Here is a 25,154-nt window from a genome sequence, read left to right as displayed (position 1 = left end):
CCACATCCATTGCGACCGCAATCAAACCCGTTCCGCCAGCCCTTCAATCCGCGCCATCGCCGCCCGCAACCGCGCTTCGTTGACCGGTTCGGCCATGTTGGCCATATCCGGCGCGTGGACAGATTCGCGTATAATCAACGCCAGCTCGCTTTCATCCAGCGCGGCAATCTCGGCCAGCGTCAACGGTACGCCGCAGTCGCGCGCCAGGCGCATCTCATCCACCAGCTCTTCGTCGCTGCGATCCTCCAGCGCCAGCAGGCACAAATTGCCGTAACCCACCAGCAGGCCGTGACCAAACTCGCGCGTTTTGTCGCAGAAGGTGAAACCTTCATAAATGGCATGCGCAGCGGCGGCGTGGGCGCCATTGCTCATCAGCGAGGTCAGACCGGCCCAGGTAAAAATCGCGTCCAGCACCTGATCAAGCGAGGTGCCGCTCTCGCCGCGCAGCACCGCTGCGTAAGCCGCCGGACCGTGCTCTGCGATCACCTCATAGCAGATCTGGCTGTGCGCCAGCGATGACAGCGCATTGCCGGTGCGCGCCGGATGGCGCGTGCTTACCGCGCGGAACTCATACCATTTAGCCAGCGTATCGCCGAGACCCGCGGCCAGCCAGCGGGCAGGGGCGGCTGCCAGCAACTCACTGTCGATGAGCACTGCCGCCGGCGCCTGTGGCAGCGGGAAAATATCAAAGAAGTTGCCGTTATCGTCGTAGCGAATGGTCAGCGGGGTCACCGCAGCGCAGGTGGCGGCAATCGTCGGGACGGTTATCACCGGCAGCCCGAGCTGTGCGCCCACCGCTTTAACCGTGTCCAGCGCCTTGCCGCCGCCCGCACCGATCAGCACTTCTGCCTGTTGTTCAACCGCTAACGCCGCCAGCCGTTCGATATGGTTAAGCGAGGTTTCGCCACCAAACCACACCGGTGCCAGCAGCGTGACGCCAGCGGCGTCGAGCTGCGTCTTTACCTGCGTCGCCACCGCCTGGATCGCGCGCTGGCCGCCAATCAGCAGTGCCCGCTGGCCCAGCCCGGCGCAGATGGCCCCCAGCTGGTTAATCACACCCGCACCACGCAGCACGCGCGCCGGGAACAGCAAATTTTGTTGCGACATAGCGAAAGCTCTCTTTTTCAGGGAATGGCTGCATCATCGCCAAAGCGGCTTGCAGAAAAAATCCCTGTCAGCCGATAATCACTTCAGCGATTCGTTAACTATTGTCAGCAATCCCTGAAGGAAGTGCGGTGCCAACCTTACCCAATCTGAAACTGCTGCAGGTGTTCGCCAGCGTGGTGGAAAACCAGGGCTATTCGCGTGCGCAGCAGGCGCTGAACATGACCACACCGGCCATCAGCGCCTACATGAGTGAACTGGAAAGCCAGCTGGGCTTTATTCTGTGCCAGCGCGGCCGCGCGGGCTTTGCGCTGACCAGCAAAGGCGAACAGTTCTACGCCTATACCCGGGAAATGCTGGCGACCCTGAGCGGCTGGCAGTTGCAGGTGGAGACGCTGAAAAGCGCGCAGGGCGGCACATTTGCGCTCGGCGTGGTCGACGCCACCGTCACCGACAGCACGCTGGATCTGCCGGCGGTTATCGCCTGTTTTAACCAGCGCTTTCCGGCGGTGTTTCTCACCCTCAGCGTGTGCGAGCCCAACGAACTGCAGCAGCAGGTGCTGGAAGATCGGCTCGACCTGGCCATCGGGCACTTTCCGCTGCGCGCCAGCAATCTGGTGACGCTGCCGCTGTACGAGGAGCAGCAGTGGCTGTACTGCAGTCCGCAACATGCGCTGGCGCAGGGCGATGCGGATGTGCGTCGCGTGCAGCAGACCGGCATGGTAACGCGGCGCTACTGGAACCAGCAGGAGCTGAACAAGCGCGGTTTCCGCCATAGCACCGCCTCGGTGGAGAGCATTGAAGCGCAGCTGACGCTGATTCTCTCCGGGCGCTATATCGGCTTTTTGCCCGAGCATTACGCGCGCAGCCGCGAGCAGCAGGGCCAGTTGCTGCGCCTGCTGCCCCACCATTTTCACTTTCGTGCGCCGTTTTCGTTCGCCTTCCGGCGCGGCCGCGCGCGCGAGCCGCTGATCCGCGCGATGCGCGAAATTCTGAATCCAGCGCGAAAAACTGAGCGCGAAAGCTGACGCTGCGACAATACTGTGTAAAAATACAGGCCGGTTTAACCAACAGTATTCACTATGGCCCTGACAGCAGCGATAAAAAGCCAGATTGCGCAATGGTATAAGGCGCTGCAGCAGCAGGTTCCTGACTTTATCCCACGCGCGCCGCAACGCCAGATGATCGCCGAAGTGGCGAAGAGTCTGGCCGGTGACGAGGGGCGCCATCTGGCCATTGAGGCGCCCACCGGCGTCGGCAAAACCTTGTCCTACCTGATTCCCGGCATTGCGGTCAGCCGCGCCGAAGAGAAACGTTTAGTCATCAGCACCGCCAACGTGGCGCTGCAGGATCAGATCTTCAGCAAAGATCTGCCGCTATTAAAGAAAATCATTCCTGACCTCACCTTCACCGCGGCTTTTGGTCGCGGACGCTATGTCTGTCCGCGCAACCTGACCGCACTGGCAGCCACGGACGATCAGCAAGGCGATCTGCTGCTGTATCTCGACGAACAGGCGGTGACCGGTTCGAAAGAGGAGCAGAAATTTTGCGCGCGGCTGGAAAAAGACCTCAGCAGCTATAAGTGGGATGGCCTGCGCGATCACAGCGACGTGGCGATTGACGACAGCCTGTGGCAGCGCCTCTCCACTGATAAAGCGAACTGCCTGGCACACCACTGCCGCTGGTATCGCGAATGCCCGTTCTTTGTGGCGCGACGCGAAATCGAGCAGGCCGATGTGGTGGTGGCGAACCATGCGCTGGTGATGGCGGCAATGGAGAATGAGTCGGTGCTGCCGCCGGCCAAACACCTGATGCTGGTACTGGATGAAGGGCACCATCTGCCGGAAGTGGCGCGGGATGCGCTGGAGATGAGCGCGGAGATCACGCCGGGCTGGAGCAGCCTGCAGCTTGATCTGTTTGTGCGGCTGGTGGAGACCATCATGGCGCAGTTCCGGCCGAAATCCCCGCCGCCGCTGAGCAATCCCGAGCGTCTGAAAGGGCACTGTGATGAGATGCGCGAGCAGCTGCAGACGCTGTGCAACGCGCTCAATCCTCTGCTGCCGCGCGACAATCAGCCAGGCGAGTTTCGCTTTGTGCTCGGTGAGCTGCCGCCAGAACTGCTGACCCTGTGCGCGCGGCTGTTTAAGCTGAGTGATGCGCTGCGTGGTCTGAGCGAAGGGCTGCTCAACGAGCTGGGCGAACAGACCGGCAAGGCCGATATCATGCGGCTGCACAAAGCCATCCTGCAGCTCAATCGCCACTTCGGCTGGTTTGAATCCATCAGCAAACTGTGGCGGCTGGCGGCGATGGAAAAAGCGTCCAACGCGCCGGTGTCGAAATGGGTGACGCGTGAAATTCGTGACGGCCAGGCGCATCTGCTGTTTCACTGCGCCGGGATTCGCGTCAGCGACCAGCTGGAAAAGCTGCTGTGGCGCAAAATCCCGCACGTGGTGGTGACCTCGGCTACCCTGCGTTCGCTGAACAGCTTTAATCGCCTGCAGGAGATGTCCGGCCTGAACCAAAAGGCCGGCGACCGCTTTGTGGCACTCGACTCGCCGTTTAATCATGTCGATCAGGGCAAGCTGATTATCCCGCAAATGCGCTATGAGCCGCTGCTGGCCAATGAAGCGGAGCACATTGCTGAGATGGCGCGCTTCTTTCGCCAGCAAATAAAGGCGCAGCAGCACAAAGGCGTGCTGGTGCTGTTTGCCAGCGGACGGGCGATGCAGCAGTTTGTCAGCCTGGTGCCGGAGCTGCGTCTGTCGATGCTGGTGCAGGGCGATCAGCCGCGTTCACGGCTGGTGGAGCTTCACCGGCAACGGGTGACCGCCGGACAAAGCAGCATTCTGGTTGGCCTGCAATCCTTTGCCGAAGGGCTCGATTTGAAAGGCGATCTGTTGTCGCAGGTGCACATCCATAAAATTGCTTTTCCGCCGGTAGACAGTCCGGTAATTTTGACCGAAGGGGAGTGGCTGAAGAGCCTCAAACGCTACCCGTTTGAAGTACAAAGTTTACCCAGCGCATCGTTTACGCTGATCCAGCAGGTCGGGCGTCTGATCCGCAGCCATCAGTGTTTTGGTGAAATCGTCATTTACGATCGCCGGCTGCTGAGCAAAACCTACGGCAGCCGCCTGCTGGCTGCGCTGCCGGTGTTTCCGATTGAACAACCGCCGGTGCCGGAAGCGGACAAACCGGCGAAGCGCAGCAAGAAATCCTGAGTATGCGGCAACAGCCGGATGCACGATTGTTGGCCGCCGCGTGACGGCGCGCCCTGGAAGCGGGAAGTATGATGGAACTGAATAAGATCATTAAAGAGATTGGCCGCGGCAAGAATCACGCACGCGATATCGACTTTGACACTGCCGTGGCGCTTTACAGCGCGATGCTGGCGGACGAGGTGCCGGATCTCGAACTGGGTGGCGTGCTGATTGCGCTGCGCATCAAAGGCGAAGGGGAAGCAGAGATGCGCGGCTTCTACCACGCGATGCAGCAGCGCATGATGCGGCTGCAGGCCCCGGCACAGCGTCCGATGCCCATCGTCATCCCCAGTTATAACGGCGCGCGTCGCCAGGGCAACCTGACGCCGCTGCTGGCGCTGCTGCTGGTGAAGCTCGGTTTTCCGGTGTTGCTGCACGGCGTCAGCGACGACCCAACCCGCGTGACCAGCGAAGCGGTGCTGGCGGCGCTGGATATTGCGCCGGTGACCAGTGCACAGCAGGCGCAGGCGAAACTCGACGCTGGCGAGCTGGCGTTCATCACCATCGATGATTTATGTGCGCCAATGGCTAAACAGCTGGCGCTGCGCTGGCGCATGGGCGTGCGCAACAGCGCGCACACGCTGGCCAAGCTGGCGACGCCGTTTGCCGAACGCGCCGCGCTGCGGCTGGCGAGTGTGTCGCATCCGGAATATGTGCCGCGCGTGGGTAAATTCTTCCAGGATATCGATGCACCGGCCATTCTGTTAAACGGCACTGAAGGTGAGGTCTATGCCAATCCGCAGCGCTGCCCGGCGATTAATTATATTCGCGGTGCCGGCGCAGAAGCGGAAGTGTGGGTCGAGCGGCAGCCGGAGGTCGCGCTGGCGTTAGCAGAGAGCAAAGGCGCCCAGGATACCGCAGCGTGGATCCGTCAGGTGCTGGCCGGTGAACGCGCGGTGCCGCAGGCGCTGCGCCTGCAGCTGGCGTGCTGTCTGGTGGCGACCGGCGAAGCCGCAACAATCGCCGATGCCGAAACGCGGTTACAGCAGGCGGGGATTTAACCGGGCTGCCCGGCTGGCCATGCACGAAAAACCTGGGCGGTGACGGCGGTCACCGCAGCGGTTGCGCAGGGGGGGCACGCCTGCGCAGCTGAAATGGTTTGCTGAGCAGCGCCATCAGCGTTTAATCAGTACGCTCTCCACCAGTTGCTGCCAGAACGTAATACCAATCGGCAGCAGCGCATCGTTGAAATCATAGTTGGCATTGTGCAGCGGGGCTGAAGGCGTGGCACCGTCAGCGCCGAGCCAGAAATAGGCGCCGGGACAGGCTTCCAGCATGCAGGCGAAATCTTCAGACGCCATCGACGGGTTAACCTGCCAGTGCACCTGCTGTTCACCCAGCAGCTGGCACGCCACGTCACGCACCTGCTCCGCCGGGGCGACATGGTTGGCGGTAACCGGATAGCCGGGATACCAGTGAATCTCGCCGCTGACGCCAAACGGGCGCGGCAGGGTGGTGACAAAATCTTCAATCAGACCGCGCACGCGATTGCGCACGTCGGTCTGCAGACATCGCACCGTACCGCGCAGCGTGATCTGCTCCGGAATGACGTTAATGGCCTCGCCACCGTGAATCTTGGTGACGCTGACCACCGCCGACGCCAGCGGTGACAGGCGGCGCGACGGGATGGTTTGCAGCGCCAGAATCAGCTCGGCGGCGACCACCATCGGGTCGGCACCGCTTTCCGGCATCGCCGCATGGCAGCTTTTGCCGTGCAGCGTAATCTCAAACGAATCCAGCGATGCCATCATCGCGCCCGGATTTACCGCCAGCGATCCCACCGGCAATCCCGGCCAGTTGTGCATCGCGTACACGGCATCCATCGGGAAGCGCTGAAATAGACCTTCCTCCACCATTTTGCGCGCACCACCGAGATTCTCTTCGGCCGGCTGAAACAGGAAGTGTACCGTACCTTTGAAATTACGCGTGGCGGCCAGCTGACAGGCTGCGGCCAGCAGTATCGCGGTGTGGCCATCGTGACCGCAGGCGTGCATCACGCCAGGCCGGCTCGATTTCCACTGCGGCTCGCCTTTTTCGGTGATCGGCAGGGCATCCATATCGGCGCGCAGCCCGATGACCGGACCGGGACCGTTTTCCAGCGTGCCGATCACGCCAGTGCCGGCGAGGCCGCGAAACACCTGCAGTCCGGCATCGGTCAGCACCTGGGCCACCAGCTCGCTGGTCTGCTGCTCCTGGTAACCCAGTTCAGGGTGTTGATGTAACTGACGACGCCAGGTGAGGGCGTTTTCCAGCAGGACAGCAGGCAGGCTCATAAGGTAAGGCTCCATCAGCAGCGTCAGCTGCGCAATCTCCGACGCGGGAAGTTAAGTGTCCACTGTAGTGGTAAGCGTGGGGGGCGTCTATCGTGGAAAGGAATAATTTGGCTATAGGCTATAGCGGATTGGCATAAGGGGATGGGGGCAAGGTCGGCATGAATGCCGACCCTACAGGGCGCGATGGGATACCGCCGTGCTGGCGCTGCACGCGGTCGGCATCAATGCCGACCTTATACAGTGCAACCTTTGGGAACAGTGTTAAGTCTTAACAGACCCACATTGCGGCATTGCTCAGCCGGGGTAACCTACCGTAGGGTGCGCATTGATGCGCACCTGGAACTACTTCAGCATCGGCAAATTGAGACCGTGCTGCTCTGCGCAGGACTGCGCCAGCTCGTAGCCCGCATCGGCATGACGCATCACGCCGGTGGCCGGGTCGTTCCACAGTACGCGACCAAGGCGCGCATCCGCTTCAGCCGTACCGTCACAGACGATCACCACACCAGAGTGCTGCGAGAAGCCCATACCGACGCCGCCGCCGTGGTGCAGGCTCACCCAGGTGGCCCCGCCGGCGGTGTTCAGCAGCGCGTTCAGCAGCGGCCAGTCTGACACCGCATCCGAGCCATCCTTCATCGCCTCGGTTTCACGGTTAGGTGACGCCACCGAGCCGCAGTCGAGGTGGTCACGACCAATCACGATCGGCGCTTTCAGCTCGCCGTTGCGCACCATCTCATTGAATGCCAGCGCGGCTTTATGACGCTCGCCCAGCCCCAGCCAGCAAATACGCGCCGGCAGGCCCTGGAAGGCGATGCGCTCCTGCGCCATATCCAGCCAGCGGTGCAGGTTTTTGTGATCCGGGAACAGCTCTTTCAGTTTGGCGTCGGTTTTATAGATATCTTCCGCATCGCCCGAGAGCGCCACCCAGCGGAACGGGCCTTTGCCCTCGCAGAAGAGCGGACGGATATACGCCGGCACAAAGCCCGGGAAATCAAAGGCGTTTTTCACCCCTTCATCCAGCGCTACCTGACGAATGTTGTTGCCGTAATCCACGGTCGGCACACCCATGTGGTGGAAGTCGAGCATCGCCTGTACGTGCTGCGCCATGGAGGCGCGTGCCGCTTTCTCTACCGCTTTCGGATTGCTGACGCGCTCGGCTTCCCAGTGTGCCACGTCCCAGCCCACCGGCAGATAGCCGTTGATCGGGTCGTGCGCGGAGGTCTGATCGGTCACGATGTCAGGCTTCATGCCGCCCGCTTTCGCGCGCTGCACCAGTTCCGGGACCAGCTCGGCCGCGTTGCCCAGCAGGCCCACGGAGATCGCCTGGCCGGCTTCGGTGGCGTCTTTGATCAGCGCCAGCGCCTCATCCAGGCTGTAGGCTTTATGGTCGAGGTAGCGGGTGCGCAGACGGAAATCGATGCGCGACTCCTGGCACTCAATCGCCAGCACGCAGGCACCGGCCAGCACGCCCGCCAGCGGCTGCGCGCCGCCCATGCCGCCCAGACCGGCGGTGAGGATCCAGCGGCCGGTCAGGTCACTGTTATAGTGCTGGCGACCGGCTTCGGCGAAGGTTTCAAAGGTACCCTGCACGATGCCCTGCGCGCCGATATAGATCCATGAGCCGGCGGTCATCTGGCCATACATCATCAGCCCGGCCTTATCCAGTTCGTGGAAGTGATCCCACGTTGCCCAGTGCGGCACCAGGTTGGAGTTGGCCAGCAGTACGCGCGGCGCATCGGCATGGGTGCGGAACACACCGACCGGCTTGCCGGACTGAATCAGCAGCGTCTCTTCCGGCTGCAGCGCACGCAGCGAGCGCAGAATCTGCTCAAAGCACGCCCAGTTGCGCGCGGCTTTGCCGATTCCGCCATACACCACCAGATCCTCCGGGCGTTCGGCCACGTCAGGATCGAGGTTGTTCTGAATCATGCGGTATGCCGCTTCAATCAGCCAGTTGGCGCAGTGCAGTTCATTACCGCGCGGCGCACGGATTTCACGGGCAACAGCCTGAGTCAAAGTTTCGCTCATCATCGGTTCCTTAATTAGCAGTAGAACGCTGGCTTGGCAGCAGCGCAGTAAGGGTTTCAGGCCAGACGTAACTGCTGGCCCACAGGCGCATGGCATCAATGTCCGGCGCCAGTAAACGGTCCTGATCGAGGAAGGCGACTTGCGCACGAATGCGACTCATCTCCTGTTCGATCGCGGCAGAGCTTTGCAGCGGGCGGTGGAAGTCGATGCCCTGCGCCGCCGCCATCGCTTCAATGCCGACCACGGCAGCGGTGTTGAAGCACATCTCGCCCAGGCGGCGTGCCGCGTAGGTGGCCATCGATACGTGATCTTCCTGATTGGCTGAGGTCGGCAGGCTGTCGACGCTGCCCGGGTGCGCCAGCGATTTGTTCTCCGAGGCCAGCGCGGCAGCGGTAACCTGCGCAATCATGAAGCCCGAGTTCACACCGCCGTCGCGCACCAGGAAGGGCGGCAGGCCGGAGAGACCGGTGTCGAGCAGCAGCGCCAGGCGGCGTTCGGAGATGGCACCGACTTCGGCTATCGCCAGTGCGATGATGTCGGCGGCAAAGGCCACCGGCTCGGCGTGGAAGTTACCGCCGGAGATCACGTCGCCGCTGTCGCTGAAGACCAGCGGGTTGTCAGAAGCGGCGTTGGCTTCAATCTGCAGCACGCGCGCGGCGTGGCTGAGGTTATCAAGACAGGCGCCCATCACCTGCGGTACGCAGCGGATCGAATAGGGATCCTGCACGCGCCCGCAGTTGCTGTGCGAACTGAGAATTTCGCTGCCTTCGAGCAGCGTCGCCACTGCAGCGGCGACGGCAATCTGCCCGTGCTGGCCGCGCGCCTGATGGATGCGCGCATCAAACGGTTTAACCGAGCCTTTAATTGCTTCCAGCGACAGCGCGCCGGCCATCAGCCCGGCGGCAAACAGATTTTCGGCTTCAAACAGACCACGCAGCGCCAGCGCGGTAGAGACCTGGGTGCCGTTGAGCAACGCCAGACCCTCTTTTGGCCCCAGCACAATCGGCTGCAGGCCGACGCGAGCCAGGCCTTCGCTGGCGGGCACCAGCTGGCCGTCAATGCGTACCTGGCCTTCACCGAGCAGCATCAGGGAGAGATGCGCCAGCGGCGCCAGATCGCCGGACGCACCAACCGATCCCTTCGCCGGGATGCACGGCATCACGCCTGCGTTGAACAGCGCCAGCAGCGCGTCAATCAGTTCCATGCGGATGCCCGAGTGGCCGCGTGCAAGGCTGATGATTTTGCTGGCGACCACCAGGCGGGTGACGTTGTCCGGCAGCAGATCGCCGAGGCCGACGCTGTGTGACAGCACCAGGTTACGCTGCAGTTCCGCCAGGCGTTCGGCGGGGATCTGCGTTTGCGCCAGCTTGCCGAAGCCGGTGTTGATGCCGTACACCACCTTGCCCGAGGCGACGATGGCCTCGACGGTTTCACGTGCGCGGTCAATATCCGCCCGCGCTTCCTCTGCCAGCTGCAGCGTCACCTTCTCCTGATAAATACGGCGTAAGGTGGCGAGGTCCACTTCACCGGGAACGAGGCGAATTGCCTGAACCGAACCTGACATAGTCTACTCCTGTCTATACAAGTTATCTGCCACGTTGTGGCGGAGCGCAAGTTGCGATGGCATCCGCCAGAGGCGCTATAAGTGTTGTGAGTGAAGCATAAGTGTCTAATCTTGTCTATACAAGTAGCAAGCGCTGTGCCAGATTGATCGTATTCTGTGAAACGTGCCGCAATGCGGGCGCGGCAACCTTCAGCCTGGTACGCTGCACCAAAATCGGGCGGCGGTTGCACCACGCGGGCAGGCTTTGCACCATTGGATGTATATACATTTAGGCGGCGAGACAGTAAACTTCACATATCATTCGGAAAAGGAACAGGAAATGGCGGAGCAAACGGCAATCGCACAGCTGGCGGCAGCGATGGGGGATGAACCCGCGCCCATTTACCAGCGCGTTAAGCAGGCAATCGTCAGCCAGATCCGCGAAGGTCACTGGAAAGCCAACCAGCGGGTGCCGTCAGAGAGCGAGCTGGTCAATGAACTGGGCGTCAGCCGCATGACCATCAACCGCGCGCTGCGCGAACTCACCAGCGAAGGGTTTCTGGTGCGCATGCAGGGCGTCGGGACCTTTGTCGCGGAGATGAAGGGCTACACCGCAATGCTGGAAGTGCATAACATCGCCGATGAAATTGCCCAGCGCGGCCATACGCACAGCTGCAAAATTCTCTCGATAGGTCAGATGAAGGCCGATCCGGAACAGGCGGCGGTGCTGGGACTCTCCACCGGCCAGACGCTGTATCATTCGCTGATCGTGCACTATGAAAATGAGCTGCCGGTGCAGTTGGAAGATCGTCTGGTCAATCCGCTGGTCGCGCCTGACTACCTCAGCCAGGATTACCACAGCCTGACGCCGTACACCTATCTGATGCGCGTCGCCCCGCTGACCGCCGGTGAGCATATCGTTGAAGCGGTACTGCCGGATTTGCGCCAGCGTAAGCATCTGGCGCTGGACGAGCACGAGCCGTGCCTGCTTATCCGTCGCCAGACGTGGAGCGACAACAAAATCGTCACCTATGCGCGCCTGCTCTATCCAGGCTCACGCTACAAATTGCTGGGCCGCTTCAGGGGACACGGCTAAGCGCGATAAACAGCAGGCTGGCCTCTGCCGTTTGCGGCACCAGCTGCTGCTCCTGCAGCCACCACATTCCCTGCTGCGCCTGCAGCGTCTCGCCCGCACTGCTGCGCCATGTACCGGCCAGCACATACGCCACGCCATGCAGGCTGCTGACCGCCAGCTGCTCCACGCTTACCGCCGCGCGCCATGCGTCGCGCCGCGTCATGATATTGAAGTCCTGACAGCTGCCGCTGACCTGCGCCTCTATCGCCCATTCGCCGGGAAAGGCCCACGGCTGATGGGGCAGTAACGTCTGTTCGGCCTGTTCACAGCGCAGCAGCACGCTATCGCCATGCAGCAAAGTGATCACCCGATCGACACCGGGGAAGGGCGAGAATGGCCCGTCGGCGTCGATGGTGGCGATGCTGGCGCGCCACTCGAACTGCGCTGCGCCCGGCGGATAGCTGATAATTTCGCGCGTCTCCCCGCCGCCGTTGCGCCAGCGGCTGACCGGCAGCTGCGCGTAGTCAAAGCGCGCGATCATTGCAGCGCCCGCATTGCCCGGGCGAAGCCAGCGGCGGCCGCTTCTTCCGCCACGTGGTGGCCCTGCTGAATCACCGCCTGTCCGGCAACAAACACGTCTCGAATTTGCTGGCTGCTGCCGGCAAACAGCCAGCGATTGATCAGCGCGGCGGAGCTGACGCTGGCCAGCAACGCATCCTCCTCCAGCACCAGCCAGTCGGCGCGTTTGCCCACCGCCAGCTCACCGCTGGCAATGCCACAGGCCTGCGCGCCGCCCTGCGCCGCCTGCTGCCACAGCAGATCGCCGACCGAGGGTTGATCGGTTAGCGTGATGCGGTTGCGGCGACGATCGCGCAGCCGCTGGCCATACTCCAGCCAGCGCAGCTCCTCCAGCGCACTGAGCGAAACGTGGCTGTCAGAGCCAATGCCCCAGCGTCCGCCGCGCCCGATGTACTCCACCGCCGGGAAGATGCCGTCGCCGAGATTGGCCTCGGTGGTGGGACACAGACCGGCAATCGCGCCGCTGTCCGCCATGCGCGCGATCTCCTGCTGATCGAGATGGGTGGCGTGAATCAGGCACCAGCGTGCATCAACGGCAAAGCGATTATACAGCCACGCCACCGGCCGTTCGCCGCTCCATGCCAGACTGTCATTAACCTCTTTTTCCTGCTCGGCAACGTGAATGTGCACCGGCAGATGCGCAGCGCTGGCGGCCAGCACCTCATGCATCTGGGCTTCGCTTACCGCCCGCAGCGAGTGGAAACACAGGCCGTGGTTGATCAGCGGCTGCTGCGCGCTCCACTGCGCGACACGCTGCTGCTGCTGCAGATAGGCATCGGTGTGCTGAATAAAGCGTCGCTGACCGTCGCTGGCCGGCTGCGCACCGAAGCCGCTGTAGCTGTACAGCACCGGCAGCAGCGTCTGGCCGATTCCGGCGGTGTGCGCTGCCTGCATCAGCTGGTGCAGCATCGCATCATCAGCGTAGGGCTGGCCGTGCGGATCGTGATGCAGATAGTGAAATTCCGCCACCTGGCTGTAGCCGCCCTTGAGCATATCAATGTAGAGATGGGTGGCGATGGCACCGACCTGCTCAGGCGACAGGCGCTGCACCATGCGGTACATCAGATCGCGCCACGTCCAGAAGCTGTCCTGCGGATCGCCTGCCACTTCCGCCAGCCCGGCCATGGCGCGCTGGAAGGCATGGGAATGCAGGTTGGCCATTGCCGGAATCACCGGGCCGGCCAGACGAACGGCATCGCCGGGCGTACTGTCGGCGGTAAGAGCGCGAATAAATCCCTGATCGTCGGTTGCGATCAGCACGTTTTCCTGCCAGCCGTCGGCCAGCCGTGCGCGTGGGGCAAAATAAACTGCCATGGTTGATCCTCAATGGCGGAAAGTTGTATATACATATACATACTTTGAGGCGCAGTGTAAATCGCCAGACAAAAGGGGAGTGGGATGGCAAGTAAACAGATCGACAGCCTGTGGCTGGGGGCTGATGTGGTCACCATGCGTGACGGTCGCTATAACCTGATTGAGGATGGCGCCGTGGCGGTGGATAACGGCGAGCTGGTGTGGGTCGGCCCGCGCAGCGCGTTACCGGACTTTGCCCCGCGCCGGCAGCAGCAGTTTGACGGCGGCATCATTACGCCCGGTCTGGTGGATTGCCACACGCATCTGGTGTTTGGCGGCGATCGCAGCCAGGAGTTCGAACAGCGGCTCAACGGCGTGAGCTATGCGGAAATCGCCGCGCAGGGTGGCGGCATCCTATCAACGGTGCGCGCCACGCGCGCGGCCAGTCAGCAGCAGCTGGTGGCGTCAACGCGCTGGCGGCTCGATCGCCTGCTGGCCGAAGGCGTGACCACGGTGGAGATTAAATCCGGCTACGGGCTGGACGAGGAGAGCGAGCTCACTCTGCTGCGCGCTATCCGCGAGCTGGCGCAGTCGGTGCCTGCCGATGTGCAGGCCACCTGCCTGGCAGCGCACGGCTTCCCGCCAGAGTTCAGGGATAACCCGCAGGGCTGGATTGATATTATCTGTCAGCGCCTGTTGCCGCGGGTGAAAGCGGAGGGGCTGGCGGATGCGGTCGACGCGTTTTGCGAACACCTGGCGCTGTCACCGCAGCAGGTGAGCGCGGTATTTGATGCCGCCAAAGCGCTCGGCCTGCCGGTGAAGCTGCACGCTGAACAGTTGTCGGCACTCGGCGGTGCCGCACTGGCGGCGCGCTATGGTGCGCTCTCTGCCGATCACCTCGAATATGCCACCGAACAGGATGCGCGCGCGATGGCGGAGCATGGCACGGTGGCGGTACTGCTGCCCGGAGCGTTCTATCTGCTGCGCGAGACGCAGCGTCCGCCGGTCGAACTGTTCCGCCAGCACGGCGTGCCGATGGCGCTGGCCAGCGATGCCAATCCGGGCACGTCACCGGCGCTGTCGCTACGGCTGATGCTGAACATGGGCTGTACGCTGTTTGGCCTGACGCCGGAGGAAGCGCTGGCCGGCGTCACGCTGTGGGGCGCGAAGGCGCTTGGCCTGCAGGCCACGCACGGCTCGCTGGAGCCAGGCAAAGTAGCCAATTTTGTCCACTGGCCGCTGGCTCGCCCGGCTGAGCTGGTTTACTGGCTGGGCGGCGAACTGCCGTGCCAGGTTATCTATCGTGGAGAAGCGCAATGACCCCTTTTCATTTCACCGCCGGTAAGCTGCCGCTGCTGGTCAGTATTCCGCATGCCGGTACCCAACTGACGCCGGAGGTTGACGCCGGGCTGAGCGAGGCCGCGCGCGGCCTGCCGGATACCGACTGGCATATTCCGCTGCTGTACGACTTTGTGCGCGACCTCGGTGCCAGCGTGCTGATCGGTCACTACTCGCGCTTCGTGATCGATCTCAACCGTCCGCCGGACAACCAGCCGCTGTACAGCACGGCCACCACCGGACTCTATCCGGAGACGCTGTTTGACGGCACGCCGACGTTCCAGCCGGGCATGACGCCGGACAGCGCGGCACGCCAGCGCTATCTGGACACTATCTGGCAGCCCTATCATCAGCAGATTCAGCAGGAGCTGGCGCGGCTGAAAGCTGAACATGGCTATGCGCTGCTGTTTGATGCGCACTCCATCGCTTCGGTGATTCCGCGCCTGTTCGATGGCCAGCTGCCGGATCTGAACATCGGCACCAACGATGGCGCCAGCTGTTCGGCGGCCAGCATCGCGGCGATTGAGCAGGTGTGCGCCGCGCAAAGCGACTACAGCTGGGTGGTGAATGGACGCTTTAAAGGCGGCTACATCACGCGCGCTTACGGTCAGCCAGCGCAGGGCGTGCAGGCGGTGCAGCTGGAGCTGGCGCAGCTGAATTACATGGATGAGGCGCCGCCGTTTGCCTGGCAGCAGGATCGCGCCACGCGGTTGCAGCACGTGCTGAAGCCGCTGCTGCAGGCGTTTCTGCAGGCGGGGAAAGCCGTTTAATTGATGCGGGTCGCCATCACGGTGACCCCGTTTCTCATGTGGCGGATGTACAACCGCTGCCTCACTCCCCAATCCTGTGCAACCCCTGCCCTGAAAGTGTGCACGACGCGTACCGCCTGACGCCGATCCCCTCCGTTTACCGTCTTTGCCGATCTGGCACAGCCCTTGCTAGCTTGTATGTACAAGTAAAGACCGCGCGGCAATGATGACTATTTATTCTGGCTGGCTCACAAAAAGCTTATGCCGACAATGATCTGCCGCAAGCTAACTTGTATATACATGAAATGTCATTTGCGCTGTATCAGCCAACAGAGACAGCCAGATTTGTTAACCACCAGGAGAAGACGTATGACACACCGTGCCCCGTTTCGCCGTTTTTGCCTTACCACGCTGTTTGCCAGCCTGATGCTGGCCGGCGTGGCTGCCGAGGCTAAAGAGTGGAAATCCATCACCATCGCCACTGAAGGCAGCTATGAGCCGTGGAACCTGACGCTGCCGGGCGGCAAGCTGGGCGGCTTCGAACCTGAACTGATGGAAGATCTGTGCAAGCGCATGAGCATTCAGTGCAAGCTGGTGGTGCAGAACTGGGACGGGATGATTGCCGGACTGAACGCCGGGAAATATGACGTCATCATGGATGCGATTGTGATTACGCCAGACCGGAAAAAAGTGGTCAACTTCACCACGCCGTATGCGTCAACGCCGGCGACCTTCATCACCAGCAAAGATAACCCGCTGCTGCCGGCCGATAAGAACATCATCAAACTGCACGACGACGAGGCTGCCATCAATGCGGCCATCGCCCCGCTGAAGGCGGCGCTCAAGGGCAAAACCATCGGTATTGCGTCAGGCACCGTGTATACGCCGTTCATCGATAAATACTTCAAAGACGTGGCCGAGGTGCGCGAATACACCGCTTCAGCGGATGCGATTCTCGACCTGCAGGCGGGCCGCATCGATGCGGTGTTTGACGACGAGACCTTTGCGCAGTCAATGCTGGCGCGTAAAGAGAACAGCAACCTGACGTTCAGCGGCCCGCAACTGGGCGGCCCGATCTGGGGTGAAGGCGAAGCGATGGGCGTGCGCATGGCTGATAACGATCTGAAGGCCAAACTCGATGCCGCTATTCACGCTGCGCTGGCGGACGGCACGGTGAAAAAGCTGAGCGAGAAGTGGTTTAAAACTGACGTAACGCCGTAAGTGAGGTGAAAGATGATGAGCCTGCTGAGTTTTGGTGCAGATGGCTGGGGTCGCCTGATTCTGAGCGCCGCCGGTACCACGCTGCTGCTGTCGCTGGCGGCGCTGATGATTGGCGCCGTGGTCGGTTCCGGCGTGGCGGCGGCGAAACTCTCGCACCAGCGCTGGCTGCGCTGGCTGGGTGAAAGCTATTCGGTGGTGTTTCGCGGCATCCCGGAACTGCTGGTGATCTACCTGTTCTACTTCGGTGGATCGGGATTGATCACGCTGGTCGGCCAGCTGTTTGGTGCTGACGGCTTTATTGAGGCACCGCCGTTCCTGATTGGCGCGCTGGCTATCGGGCTCATCTCCGGATCCTATCAGGGTGAAGTGTATCGCGCTGCGCGCCTGGCGCTGGCCAAGGGCGAAGTCGAAGCGGCGGTAGCCATCGGGATGCCGCGCTGGCGTATCGCCCAGCGCATTCTCGTCCCGCAGATTGTGCGCTACGCGCTGCCGGGGATGTCCAACGTCTGGCAGATGAGCCTGAAAGATTCGGCGCTGGTGTCAGTGACCGGCATCGTCGAGCTGATGCGCGCCAGCCAGGTGGCGGCCGGTTCAACGCGCGATTACTTCACCTTTTATCTGATTGGCGGTGGCTGCTATCTGCTGCTGACACTGCTGTCGAACCATGCGTTTCGCCGCGCGGAATCGCGCCTCGGCCGCGCATGGCAAAGTCGCACTGCGGCACAGCACTAAGGAGCAGCAGCATGATCGACTTCGCTTTTCTTGCCGACACTTTTCTTAAGCTGAGCGCGGCGCTGCCGGTGACGCTCGGGCTGTTTATCAGCGCCTTTGTCTGCGGCGGGCTGCTGGCGCTGGGCATTCTGGCGCTGCGCATGAGCCGCTGGCGGCTGCTGAGCGGTTTTGCCCGCGGCTATATTCTGGTGTTTCGCGGCTCGCCGCTGCTGATTCAGCTGTTTCTCATCTACTACGGGCTCGGCCAGTTTGGCGTGATTCGCCACAGCTTCGTCTGGCCGTTTCTGCGCGAGCCGTTTATCTGCGCGGTGCTGGCGCTGTCGCTGTGTACCGCCGCTTACACCGCTGAGATCCTGCGCGGTGCGCTGCTGGCGGTGCCGGCAGGTCAGGTCGAAGCCGGGCTGGCCTGCGGCATGTCACGCTGGCTGCTGCTGCGCCGCATCATCGCGCCGATCATGCTGCGCTATGCGCTGCCGGCGTACTCCACCGAGGCGATTCTGCTGGTGAAGTCCACCGCGCTCGCCAGCCTGGTCACGGTGTGGGATGTCACCGGCGTGGCGCAGCAGATCATCCAGCGTACCTATCGCACCATGGAAGTGTTTGTCTGCGCTGCGGCGATCTACCTGATTCTCAACTTTATTATCGTCCAGCTGTACGCGCTGCTAGAGCGCCGTCTGACCCCGGTGCACCGCGCTGAAAAAAAGCCGCTGCCCGCCGTTAAACCGCTTGCCGGAGAGTAATATGCATTCCACTTCACCAGTCACCTTGTCCGCCACTGATATCCATAAATCCTTTGGCGCTATGGAGGTGCTCAAAGGCATCTCGCTGCAGGCGCATCAGGGCGATGTTATTTCAATTCTTGGTGCCAGCGGCTCGGGCAAAAGTACCTTGCTGCGCTGCATCAATCTGCTGGAAACGCCGGATGCCGGCGTGGTGAGCGTCGGCGGCGAAACCATTGAAATGAAGCGCCACGCGCGCGGTCATCAGCTTGCGGCGAATCCTAAGCAGATCGAACGCCTGCGCTCGCGGCTGGGCATGGTGTTTCAAAGCTTCAATCTGTGGTCGCACATGACGGTGCTGCAGAACGTGATTGAAGGTCCGCACTATGTGCTGAAGCGCGACAAAAAGAGTTGTATCGCCCAGGCAGAGCAGTTGCTGGATCGCGTCGGGCTGCTTAACCGCAAGGATTTTTATCCGGCGCAGCTCTCCGGCGGCCAGCAGCAGCGCGTGGCGATTGCCCGCGCGCTGGCGATGGATCCGGAGGTGATGCTGTTTGATGAGCCAACCTCGGCGCTCGATCCGGAACTGGTCGGCGAGGTGCTGAAGGTGATGCGCAGCCTGGCGGAAGAGGGGCGCACCATGCTGGTGGTGACGCACGAGATGGGCTTCGCGCGCAACGTCTCTAATCGCGTGGTGTTTATGCATCAGGGCAACATTGATTGCGAGGGCACGCCGGAAGCGATGTTTGGCGCCAGCGGTTCATCGCGCTTTAAGCAGTTTATCTCCAGCCATCAGAGCCATCACGCGGAGCAGCCAGTATGACCGTCGTCTGGGGCGATGCGCCGCTGACCTGGCAGGCGCTGGTACAGGTAGCGCGACATAACGCCGAACTGACGCTGAGCGCCGCCGCCTGGCAGCGCATTGCGCGCGGTCGCGAGATCGTCGAACAGATCGTTGCCAGCGGCCAGATTGCCTATGGCATCAACACCGGGCTGGGGGCGCTGTGTAACATCACGCTGCCGGAAGACCAGCTCAGCCAGCTGTCACGCAATACGTTGCTGAGCCACGCCTGCGGCGTCGGTCCGCTGCTGACGCGCGAGCAGACGCGCGCCATTCTGTGTGCGGCCATCGCCAACTACAGCCACGGCAAATCCGGCGTTTCGGTGGCGCTGGTGCAGCATCTGCTGGCGCTGCTCAATCAGCAGATCACGCCGCAGGTGCCGTCGAAGGGTTCGGTCGGTTATCTCACCCACATGGCGCATATCGGGCTGGCGCTGATTGGCGTGGGCGACGTTGAGTATCAGCAACAGGTGATGCCGGCGGAGCAGGCGCTGCGGCTGGCTGGCTTGCAGCCGTATCGCCCCGGCGCCAAAGAGGGTCTGAGCCTGGTCAACGGTACGCCGTGCATGACCGGGCTGAGCTGTCTGGCGCTGGACGATGCGGCGCGGCTGCTGGATTGCGCGGATGTCACCGGCGCGATGAGCTTCGAAGCGCTGCGCGGTCAGCTGGCGGCGTTTGACGCCGAGGTGATTGCGCTGAAAGCCAGCCCCGGCATGCAGCACAGCGGCCAGCGTCTGCGTGCGCTGCTGAGCGACAGCCCGCTGCTGGCGGCGAGCTGCGGCATACGCACCCAGGATGCGCTCAGCCTGCGTTCGATGCCGCAGGTGCACGGCGCCAGCCGCGATCAGTTCGCTCACGCGGCGCGTCAGGTTGAGATCGAGCTGAATGCCTGCACCGATAATCCGCTGGTGCTGGGCACGCCGGACGACTGGCGCGTGGTGTCGCAGGCCAATCCGCACGGTGAATCGGTCGCCATGGCGGCCGATCTGCTGGCGATTGCCATGGCGGAGATTGGCAGCATAGCCGAGCGCCGGCTGGACCGGTTGGTCAATCCGCTGGTCAGCGGGCTGCCGCCGTTTCTGGTGGCGCAACCGGGCGTCAACTCCGGCATGATGATCGCGCAATACGTGGCGGCTTCCCTGTGCGCGGAGAATCGTCAGCTGGCGCAGCCGGCGGTGCTGGACAATTACGTCACCTCGGGACTGCAGGAGGATCACCTCAGCCTCGGTACCGGCGCGGCGCTCAAGCTGCTCAGGCTGCTGAATAACCTCTGGCAGGTGCTGGCGATTGAGTACCTGCTGGCGGCGCAGGCGCTGGATTTTCACGGTGAGGCGCAGCTGGCCAGCGGCACGGGCCGGGCGCTACGCGCGCTGCGCGCTGAGGTTGCTACCTGGCAGGAGGATCGCTGGCTGGCACCGGAGATAGCCCGGGCGGTGAAGGTGTTACAGACGCTGGCCTGCTAGCGGCGCAATGTGTCGCGCCGCCAGTGGCCTGATTTAACCGCGGCGCGCGTCCGGGCGCACCAGATCAAAACGCTGATCTTCGCTGATCGCGTAATAGGCGGAAGGTCCGCCAGCGCGCAGAATCGGCTGCGCTTTGGCGGTCTGGTAGATGCCGTTCTCCAGCAGCGCTTCATCGATGTGAATCGCCACCGCTTCGCCCAGTACCAGCCAGCTCTCCAGCTCGCCTCCCTGTGCATCCTGCAGGCGAATCAGCTGCGTCAGGCGACACTCAAAGTTTACCGGGCTTTCTGCCACCATGCTGACGTTAACGTGGGAAGCGGCCAGCGGCGTCAGGCCGGCGAGGGCAAACTCGTCGTGATCGGGCGGTACTGAGGCGGAACTCTCATTCATGGCTTCTGCCAGCGGACGCGTCGCCAGGTTCCAGACGAACTCGCCGGTTTCACTGATATTCTGCACGCTGTCTTTCCAGCCGCTGCTGGCAAAACCAATGATTGGCGGATGGTAGTTAAAACAGTTAAAGAAACTATAGGGCGCCAGATTGCGCTGGCCGCTGGCGCTTTGCGAGCTGACCCAGCCAATCGGGCGCGGGCCGACGATGGCGTTGAGCGGATCGTGAGGCAGACCGTGTCCACTGCGTGGCTGATAAGTGTAACGTTGACGCATTTGCGCTCCTGATTCGTCCTTTATACTGCGTGTTCCGGCGGCGCTGGCGGCTGGACGCAGTATTGCGGATGCAGTTTTAGGGAGAATAGATTTAAATTCGTTGCACTAAATTTTCCTGGCGGATTGTGCGCTGCCGTCATCCAGCGTATCTTACGCGCGCATTAATGTCCGGAGAATCTATGAACAAGCCTGCCGCTACCGCGCTCTTTCATCCGCGTAACCGCCATCAGGGCCGTTATGATTTTGCTGCCCTGACTGCCGCGCATCCGCCGCTGGCGGACAAAGTGCGCCCCAACGGTTACGGTGAGCTGTCGGTTGATTTCGCCGATCCGCACGCGGTGCTGCTGCTGAATCAGGCGCTGCTGAAACTGTTTTATAATCTGAACTGGCAGCTGCCGGAAGGCTATCTGACGCCGCCGGTGCCAGGCCGCGCTGACTATATCCATGCGCTGGCGGATCTGCTGGCCAGCGATAACGGTGGCGTGCTGCCGCGCGATCTCGACGTGATGGATATTGGCTGCGGTGCCAACTGCATCTATCCGCTGATCGGTCACGCGGAGTATGGCTGGCGCTTTACCGGCACCGACATCAGCGCGGACGCTGTTAACGCCGCCAGTCAGATTGTGTCCAGCAATCCCGGCCTGCAGCGCGCCATTCGCCTGCGCCGTCAGAAGCAGGAGAGCGCGATTTTTGCTGGCGTGGTGCATAAGAACGAACGCTATCACGCAGTACTGTGTAATCCGCCGTTCCACGCCTCGGCGGCCGATGCGGCGGCCGGCAGCCAGCGTAAAGTGCGCAATCTTGGCCTCGGCAAGCAGGCACCGCTGAACTTTGGCGGTCAGCATAACGAGCTGTGGTGTGACGGCGGTGAACGCGCGTTTATCGGCCGGATGATTGATGAAAGCGTCGCATTAGGCGATCGCATCGTCTGGTTTACCTCGCTGGTGTCGCGCAAAGAGCACCTGCCTGAGCTGCGCGATCGCCTGAAGGCGCAGGACGCTTATCAGGTACGCATTGTCGACATGGCGCAGGGCCAGAAGCAGAGCCGCTTTATCGCCTGGACATTTTTACCGCCCGCCACGCGCGCACAGCGGCTGGCACGCTAAGCGCTGCTCAGGTAAAAAAAAGCCGCTACGGGGAACCGCAGCGGCTTTGTTGTTTTTACGCCGTATTAAGAGACGTGCTGCAGGAACTCACGCAGGCGGTCGCTTGGCGGGTTGGTGATCAGATCGTCCGGATTACCATCTTCCGCGATGGTGCCTTTGTCGATAAAGATCAGGCGCGACGCCACTTTCTGCGCGAAGCCCACTTCATGGGTCACGATCACCATGGTCATGCCTTCTTCCGCCAGATCCTGCATCACTTTCAGCACTTCGTGACGCAGCTCGGGATCGAGTGCCGAGGTAGGCTCATCGAACAGCATCATCTTCGGCTTCACCGCCAGCGCACGGGCAATCGCCACGCGCTGCTGCTGGCCGCCGGACAGCTCAGAAGGGAAGTGGTGCGCACGCTCGGCGAGACCTACTTTGCCCAGCAGCTCACGCGCCAGCTTGTGTGCGGCGTCTTTCTTTGCACCGCGCACGCGGATCGGACCAAAGGCCACGTTGTCCAGCGCGCTCATCTGCGGGAACAGATGGAACTGCTGGAACACCATGCCGGCTTCCTGACGAATCAGGCGTTCATCCACTTTCGGATCGTTAACTTTCATGCCATCGACAATCAGTTCGCCGCTGCTGATCTCTTCCAGCTTGTTGATGCAGCGCAGCAGGGTCGATTTACCGGAGCCGGACGGCCCGATGATTACCACCACTTCACCCTGATTAATTTTCAGGTTGATGTCGTGCAGTACCTGAGTCTGGCCGAAGTTTTTCGAGACGTTTTTAAATTCAATCACAGGATTTTCACCCTTTTCTCAATACGGCGCAGCACAAAGCTCAACACCAGCGTAATAACCAGGTAAATGATGGCAACGGCGCTCCAGATCTCCAGCGCGCGGAAGTTACCGGCGATGATCTCCTGGCCCTGACGGGTCAGTTCCGCCACGCCAATCACGATGAACAGCGAGGTGTCTTTGATGCTGACGATCCACTGGTTACCCAGCGGCGGCAGCATGCGGCGCAGCGCCAGCGGCATGATTACGTAGCGCAGCGTTTCGCGGCGCGACAGGCCAAGCGCCAGACCAGCTTCACGGAAGCCTTTGTTGATCGACAGCACCGCACCGCGGGTGATCTCCGCAATGTAAGCACCGGAGTTGATCATGATGGTCACCACGGCAGCGGTGAACGGGTCGATGCGCAGGTCCGGGAAGGCCATCGGCAGGGCGAAGTAGATGAACATCACCTGCACCACGATTGGCGTGCCGCGAATCAGTTCGATAAACACTAACGCGATGTTGTTGGTGATCCAGCCGCCGTAGGCGCGGGCGAAACCGGCCACGAGGCCGATAACCAGGCCGCCAATCAGGCCGAGGATCGAGATAAGCAGGGTCATTTTGGCGCCTTCGATCAGGATCGGTAAGGCGGGCCAGATGACGCTCCAGTCAAACTCCATGGTGTGACTCCAGAATCTGTTGCAGTGGAAATGTAAAAAGCAGGGAGAACAAAGCTCCCTGCTGATAAAAAGGCGTCAGGCCTGAATTATTTAGGTTCGCTGCCGAACCATTTTTTATAGATAGTGTTGTAGGTACCGTTGTCGTGCAGGGTTTTCAGCGCGCCATTCACTTTCTCACGCAGGTCGTCGCTGCCTTTCGGGAAAGCGATGCCATACTGCTGCGCTTCGATGGAGTCACCGACGGCTTTGAAACGGCCTTTGCCAGCGGTGTGGATGAAGTACAGGATGTTTGGCGTGTCGTGCAGTACGGCGTCAGCACGGTTAGTGCCTAACTCCATGTACGCGTTATCGATGTTCGGGAACTGGCGCAGGTCTTTAGTTTTGATATGCGCTTTGGCGTAATCCACCGAACCGGTGCCGCTTTTCACTGCGACCACTTTACCGTTCAGATCGTCGATGCCTTTGATGTCATTTTCGTTGTTACGCACCATTACCAGCAGGCCGCTTTTGTAGTAGCCATCAGAGAATTCGATGGCTTTTTTACGTTCTTCGGTAATGGTGATGCCGGCCAGCGCCAGGTCAACGTTTTTGGTTTGCAGCGCCGGAATGATGCCGCTGAAATCCATCGGCTTCAGGGTGTAATCCAGCTTCAGCTGTTTAGCGATAGCGTCCCACAGGTCGATATCGAAGCCGACGTACTTGTCGCCCTGTTTAAATTCAAACGGAACGAAGGCGGTGTCGGTAGCGACTACCAGTTTTTTGTCTGCTGCAGTGGAGGAAAGCGAGAAGGCCAGCGCCAGCGCGGCCACGGAGACTTTAATCAACGACTTCATCATTTTTTTCCTTATTACCCGTCAGGCCTGGTGGCCCGATGTACGGCTCATCATATGAAAAAATTATGCCAACTTTTCTCAAACGCCAAAATCAACAGATTGCCGGGGCAGGCTGACACGATTCTGCACGCGGGGAAAAGTTTGCACCAGAATGAATCACCAAAATGGTGCATTGTGCTGTGGTGGTGCAGGCACAGTGTGCATCAGAGTGATAATAAGGGAAAGAAAGGATTAAGGAATTGTTAACGGCGTCAAAAAAGCCGGGCGGGTAGCAGGCATAAAAAAGGCGGGATAACCCGCCTGATTGAGCATTACTCGATGTTGGATTCGATGAACCACAGGAACTTATCAAGGTCACGCGATGCGGCAGTAAAGATATCCGCCGTGTCTTCGTCTTTCACTTCGCTGATGGCTTTGCGTGTATCGTTAGCCACCACAGCATAACGGTCGGCCAGCGCTTTCAGGTGATCTTGTACGCTGTGAATGTTCAGCGGGTAGCTTTTCAGCGGTGACTTGTCGTTAACCACCTGCGTGGTGCCCAGCGCCACGCCGCCCAGCTGCACCACACGTTCTGCAATGGTGTCCTGGTGATCGGTAATCGCGGTACGGAAGCCATCCAGCATTTCATGTACGCCAATGAAGTTCGCGCCACGCATGTTCCAGTGCGCCTGCTTGGTGATCAGCGACAGGTCAATAAATTCCACGACCAGACGGTTGAGCACCTCGATGGTAGCTTTCTTCTCGCTATCAGCCACGTCATTGCGGGTATAAATCAGATCGGAAGATTTTGTTTTAACCAGTTTTGCGGTACTCATCATTAATGTCCTCTTATTGATGGTTGTCCTAATCAAGCACGGGAATAAGTATAGCAGCAGTTTTTCACTCTGCAGGAT

At 61.1% G+C, this 25,154-nt stretch carries 23 protein-coding genes; 12 read left to right on the top strand and 11 right to left on the bottom strand.

Annotated features, from left to right (window positions below; genetic code table 11):
- Positions 1-21: 21 nt before the first annotated feature.
- The gene (locus QMM04_RS03765) at positions 22-1,107 is read right to left on the bottom strand and encodes an iron-containing alcohol dehydrogenase family protein (protein ID WP_282995661.1); all 1,086 of its coding nucleotides are present in this window, start codon (positions 1,105-1,107) and stop codon (positions 22-24) included.
- A gap of 128 nt (positions 1,108-1,235) precedes the next feature.
- Between QMM04_RS03765 and QMM04_RS03760 the strand changes: the two genes are divergently transcribed.
- The 3 genes from QMM04_RS03760 (at position 1,236) to ybiB (ending at position 5,362) form a co-directional block, all read left to right on the top strand.
- Complete coding sequence (locus QMM04_RS03760) at positions 1,236-2,132, top strand: LysR family transcriptional regulator (protein WP_282995660.1); 897 nt, start codon at positions 1,236-1,238, stop codon at positions 2,130-2,132.
- A 54-nt stretch (positions 2,133-2,186) separates the two neighbouring features.
- Complete coding sequence (gene dinG / locus QMM04_RS03755) at positions 2,187-4,322, top strand: ATP-dependent DNA helicase DinG (RefSeq protein WP_282995659.1); 2,136 nt, start codon at positions 2,187-2,189, stop codon at positions 4,320-4,322.
- A gap of 71 nt (positions 4,323-4,393) precedes the next feature.
- On the top strand, positions 4,394-5,362 hold the full coding sequence (gene ybiB, locus QMM04_RS03750; protein ID WP_282995669.1) for a DNA-binding protein YbiB: 969 nt from the start codon (positions 4,394-4,396) through the stop codon (positions 5,360-5,362).
- Positions 5,363-5,476: 114 nt separating this feature from the next.
- On the opposite strand, the gene QMM04_RS03745 is transcribed toward ybiB, so the two are convergent.
- The 3 genes from QMM04_RS03745 to hutH (QMM04_RS03735) form a co-directional block, all read right to left on the bottom strand.
- On the bottom strand, positions 5,477-6,634 hold the full coding sequence (locus tag QMM04_RS03745; protein ID WP_282995658.1) for a M20 aminoacylase family protein: 1,158 nt from the start codon (positions 6,632-6,634) through the stop codon (positions 5,477-5,479).
- A 342-nt stretch (positions 6,635-6,976) separates the two neighbouring features.
- Positions 6,977-8,662 (bottom strand): urocanate hydratase, encoded by a 1,686-nt coding sequence (gene hutU, locus QMM04_RS03740; RefSeq protein ID WP_241797956.1) that lies wholly within the window; start codon positions 8,660-8,662, stop codon positions 6,977-6,979.
- 10 nt (positions 8,663-8,672) lie between these two features.
- Positions 8,673-10,226, bottom strand: coding sequence for a histidine ammonia-lyase (hutH, locus tag QMM04_RS03735; RefSeq protein ID WP_058757812.1), 1,554 nt, complete (start codon positions 10,224-10,226; stop codon positions 8,673-8,675).
- A 319-nt stretch (positions 10,227-10,545) separates the two neighbouring features.
- On the opposite strand from hutH (QMM04_RS03735), the gene hutC reads away from it, so the two are divergent.
- A complete protein-coding gene (gene hutC / locus QMM04_RS03730; protein ID WP_021508436.1) occupies positions 10,546-11,301 on the top strand; it encodes a histidine utilization repressor in 756 nt (251 codons plus the stop codon).
- Here the strand turns inward: hutC and QMM04_RS03725 are convergent.
- Both QMM04_RS03725 and QMM04_RS03720 read right to left on the bottom strand, forming a co-directional pair.
- A complete protein-coding gene (locus tag QMM04_RS03725; protein ID WP_104092736.1) occupies positions 11,285-11,821 on the bottom strand; it encodes a HutD family protein in 537 nt (178 codons plus the stop codon). The genes hutC and QMM04_RS03725 overlap by 17 nt on opposite strands.
- Entirely contained in the window at positions 11,818-13,173 is a 1,356-nt protein-coding gene (locus tag QMM04_RS03720) for a formimidoylglutamate deiminase (protein ID WP_282995657.1), read from the bottom strand. The genes QMM04_RS03725 and QMM04_RS03720 overlap by 4 nt, the downstream gene beginning before the upstream one ends.
- A gap of 84 nt (positions 13,174-13,257) precedes the next feature.
- Here QMM04_RS03720 and hutI point away from each other — a divergent pair, with 84 nt between their 5' ends.
- From hutI to hutH (QMM04_RS03685), 7 genes are all read left to right on the top strand, one after another.
- A complete protein-coding gene (hutI, locus tag QMM04_RS03715) occupies positions 13,258-14,472 on the top strand; it encodes an imidazolonepropionase (protein WP_059009040.1) in 1,215 nt (404 codons plus the stop codon).
- On the top strand, positions 14,469-15,260 hold the full coding sequence (hutG, locus tag QMM04_RS03710; protein WP_282995656.1) for an N-formylglutamate deformylase: 792 nt from the start codon (positions 14,469-14,471) through the stop codon (positions 15,258-15,260). Before hutI ends, hutG begins: the two co-directional genes overlap by 4 nt.
- 348 nt (positions 15,261-15,608) lie before the next feature.
- Complete coding sequence (locus QMM04_RS03705; protein WP_058775333.1) at positions 15,609-16,460, top strand: transporter substrate-binding domain-containing protein; 852 nt, start codon at positions 15,609-15,611, stop codon at positions 16,458-16,460.
- Between the two features lie 12 nt (positions 16,461-16,472).
- Complete coding sequence (locus tag QMM04_RS03700; protein ID WP_031279871.1) at positions 16,473-17,192, top strand: ABC transporter permease subunit; 720 nt, start codon at positions 16,473-16,475, stop codon at positions 17,190-17,192.
- 11 nt (positions 17,193-17,203) lie between these two features.
- On the top strand, positions 17,204-17,932 hold the full coding sequence (locus QMM04_RS03695; RefSeq protein ID WP_058757808.1) for an ABC transporter permease subunit: 729 nt from the start codon (positions 17,204-17,206) through the stop codon (positions 17,930-17,932).
- A gap of 1 nt (position 17,933) precedes the next feature.
- On the top strand, positions 17,934-18,734 hold the full coding sequence (locus QMM04_RS03690; RefSeq protein ID WP_021508428.1) for an ATP-binding cassette domain-containing protein: 801 nt from the start codon (positions 17,934-17,936) through the stop codon (positions 18,732-18,734).
- Positions 18,731-20,215, top strand: a complete 1,485-nt coding sequence (hutH, locus tag QMM04_RS03685) for a histidine ammonia-lyase (protein WP_282995655.1) — start codon at positions 18,731-18,733, stop codon at positions 20,213-20,215. Before QMM04_RS03690 ends, hutH (QMM04_RS03685) begins: the two co-directional genes overlap by 4 nt.
- A gap of 33 nt (positions 20,216-20,248) precedes the next feature.
- Here hutH (QMM04_RS03685) and QMM04_RS03680 read toward each other — a convergent pair whose 3' ends face one another.
- The gene (locus tag QMM04_RS03680) at positions 20,249-20,878 is read right to left on the bottom strand and encodes a flavin reductase family protein (protein ID WP_021508426.1); all 630 of its coding nucleotides are present in this window, start codon (positions 20,876-20,878) and stop codon (positions 20,249-20,251) included.
- Between the two features lie 179 nt (positions 20,879-21,057).
- On the opposite strand from QMM04_RS03680, the gene rlmF reads away from it, so the two are divergent.
- Positions 21,058-21,984 carry a 23S rRNA (adenine(1618)-N(6))-methyltransferase RlmF gene (gene rlmF, locus QMM04_RS03675; protein ID WP_278427585.1) on the top strand — a complete coding sequence of 309 codons (927 nt, stop codon included), beginning with the start codon at positions 21,058-21,060 and terminating at the stop codon, positions 21,982-21,984.
- A 65-nt stretch (positions 21,985-22,049) separates the two neighbouring features.
- On the opposite strand, the gene glnQ is transcribed toward rlmF, so the two are convergent.
- From glnQ to dps, 4 genes are all read right to left on the bottom strand, one after another.
- The gene (gene glnQ / locus QMM04_RS03670; protein ID WP_021508424.1) at positions 22,050-22,772 is read right to left on the bottom strand and encodes a glutamine ABC transporter ATP-binding protein GlnQ; all 723 of its coding nucleotides are present in this window, start codon (positions 22,770-22,772) and stop codon (positions 22,050-22,052) included.
- Positions 22,769-23,428 carry a glutamine ABC transporter permease GlnP gene (gene glnP, locus QMM04_RS03665; protein ID WP_021508423.1) on the bottom strand — a complete coding sequence of 220 codons (660 nt, stop codon included), beginning with the start codon at positions 23,426-23,428 and terminating at the stop codon, positions 22,769-22,771. The genes glnQ and glnP overlap by 4 nt, the downstream gene beginning before the upstream one ends.
- Before the next feature lie 86 nt (positions 23,429-23,514).
- A complete protein-coding gene (glnH, locus tag QMM04_RS03660) occupies positions 23,515-24,261 on the bottom strand; it encodes a glutamine ABC transporter substrate-binding protein GlnH (protein ID WP_021508422.1) in 747 nt (248 codons plus the stop codon).
- 311 nt (positions 24,262-24,572) lie between these two features.
- Entirely contained in the window at positions 24,573-25,076 is a 504-nt protein-coding gene (gene dps / locus QMM04_RS03655; protein ID WP_021508421.1) for a DNA starvation/stationary phase protection protein Dps, read from the bottom strand.
- Positions 25,077-25,154 lie beyond the last annotated feature (78 nt).

It is taken from the genome of Pantoea sp. Pa-EAmG (assembly GCF_030024295.1).
Lineage (GTDB): Bacteria > Pseudomonadota > Gammaproteobacteria > Enterobacterales > Enterobacteriaceae > Pantoea > Pantoea dispersa.
Note: the sequence above shows the minus strand (reverse complement) of the source record. Positions and strands in the feature narration are given on the sequence as shown.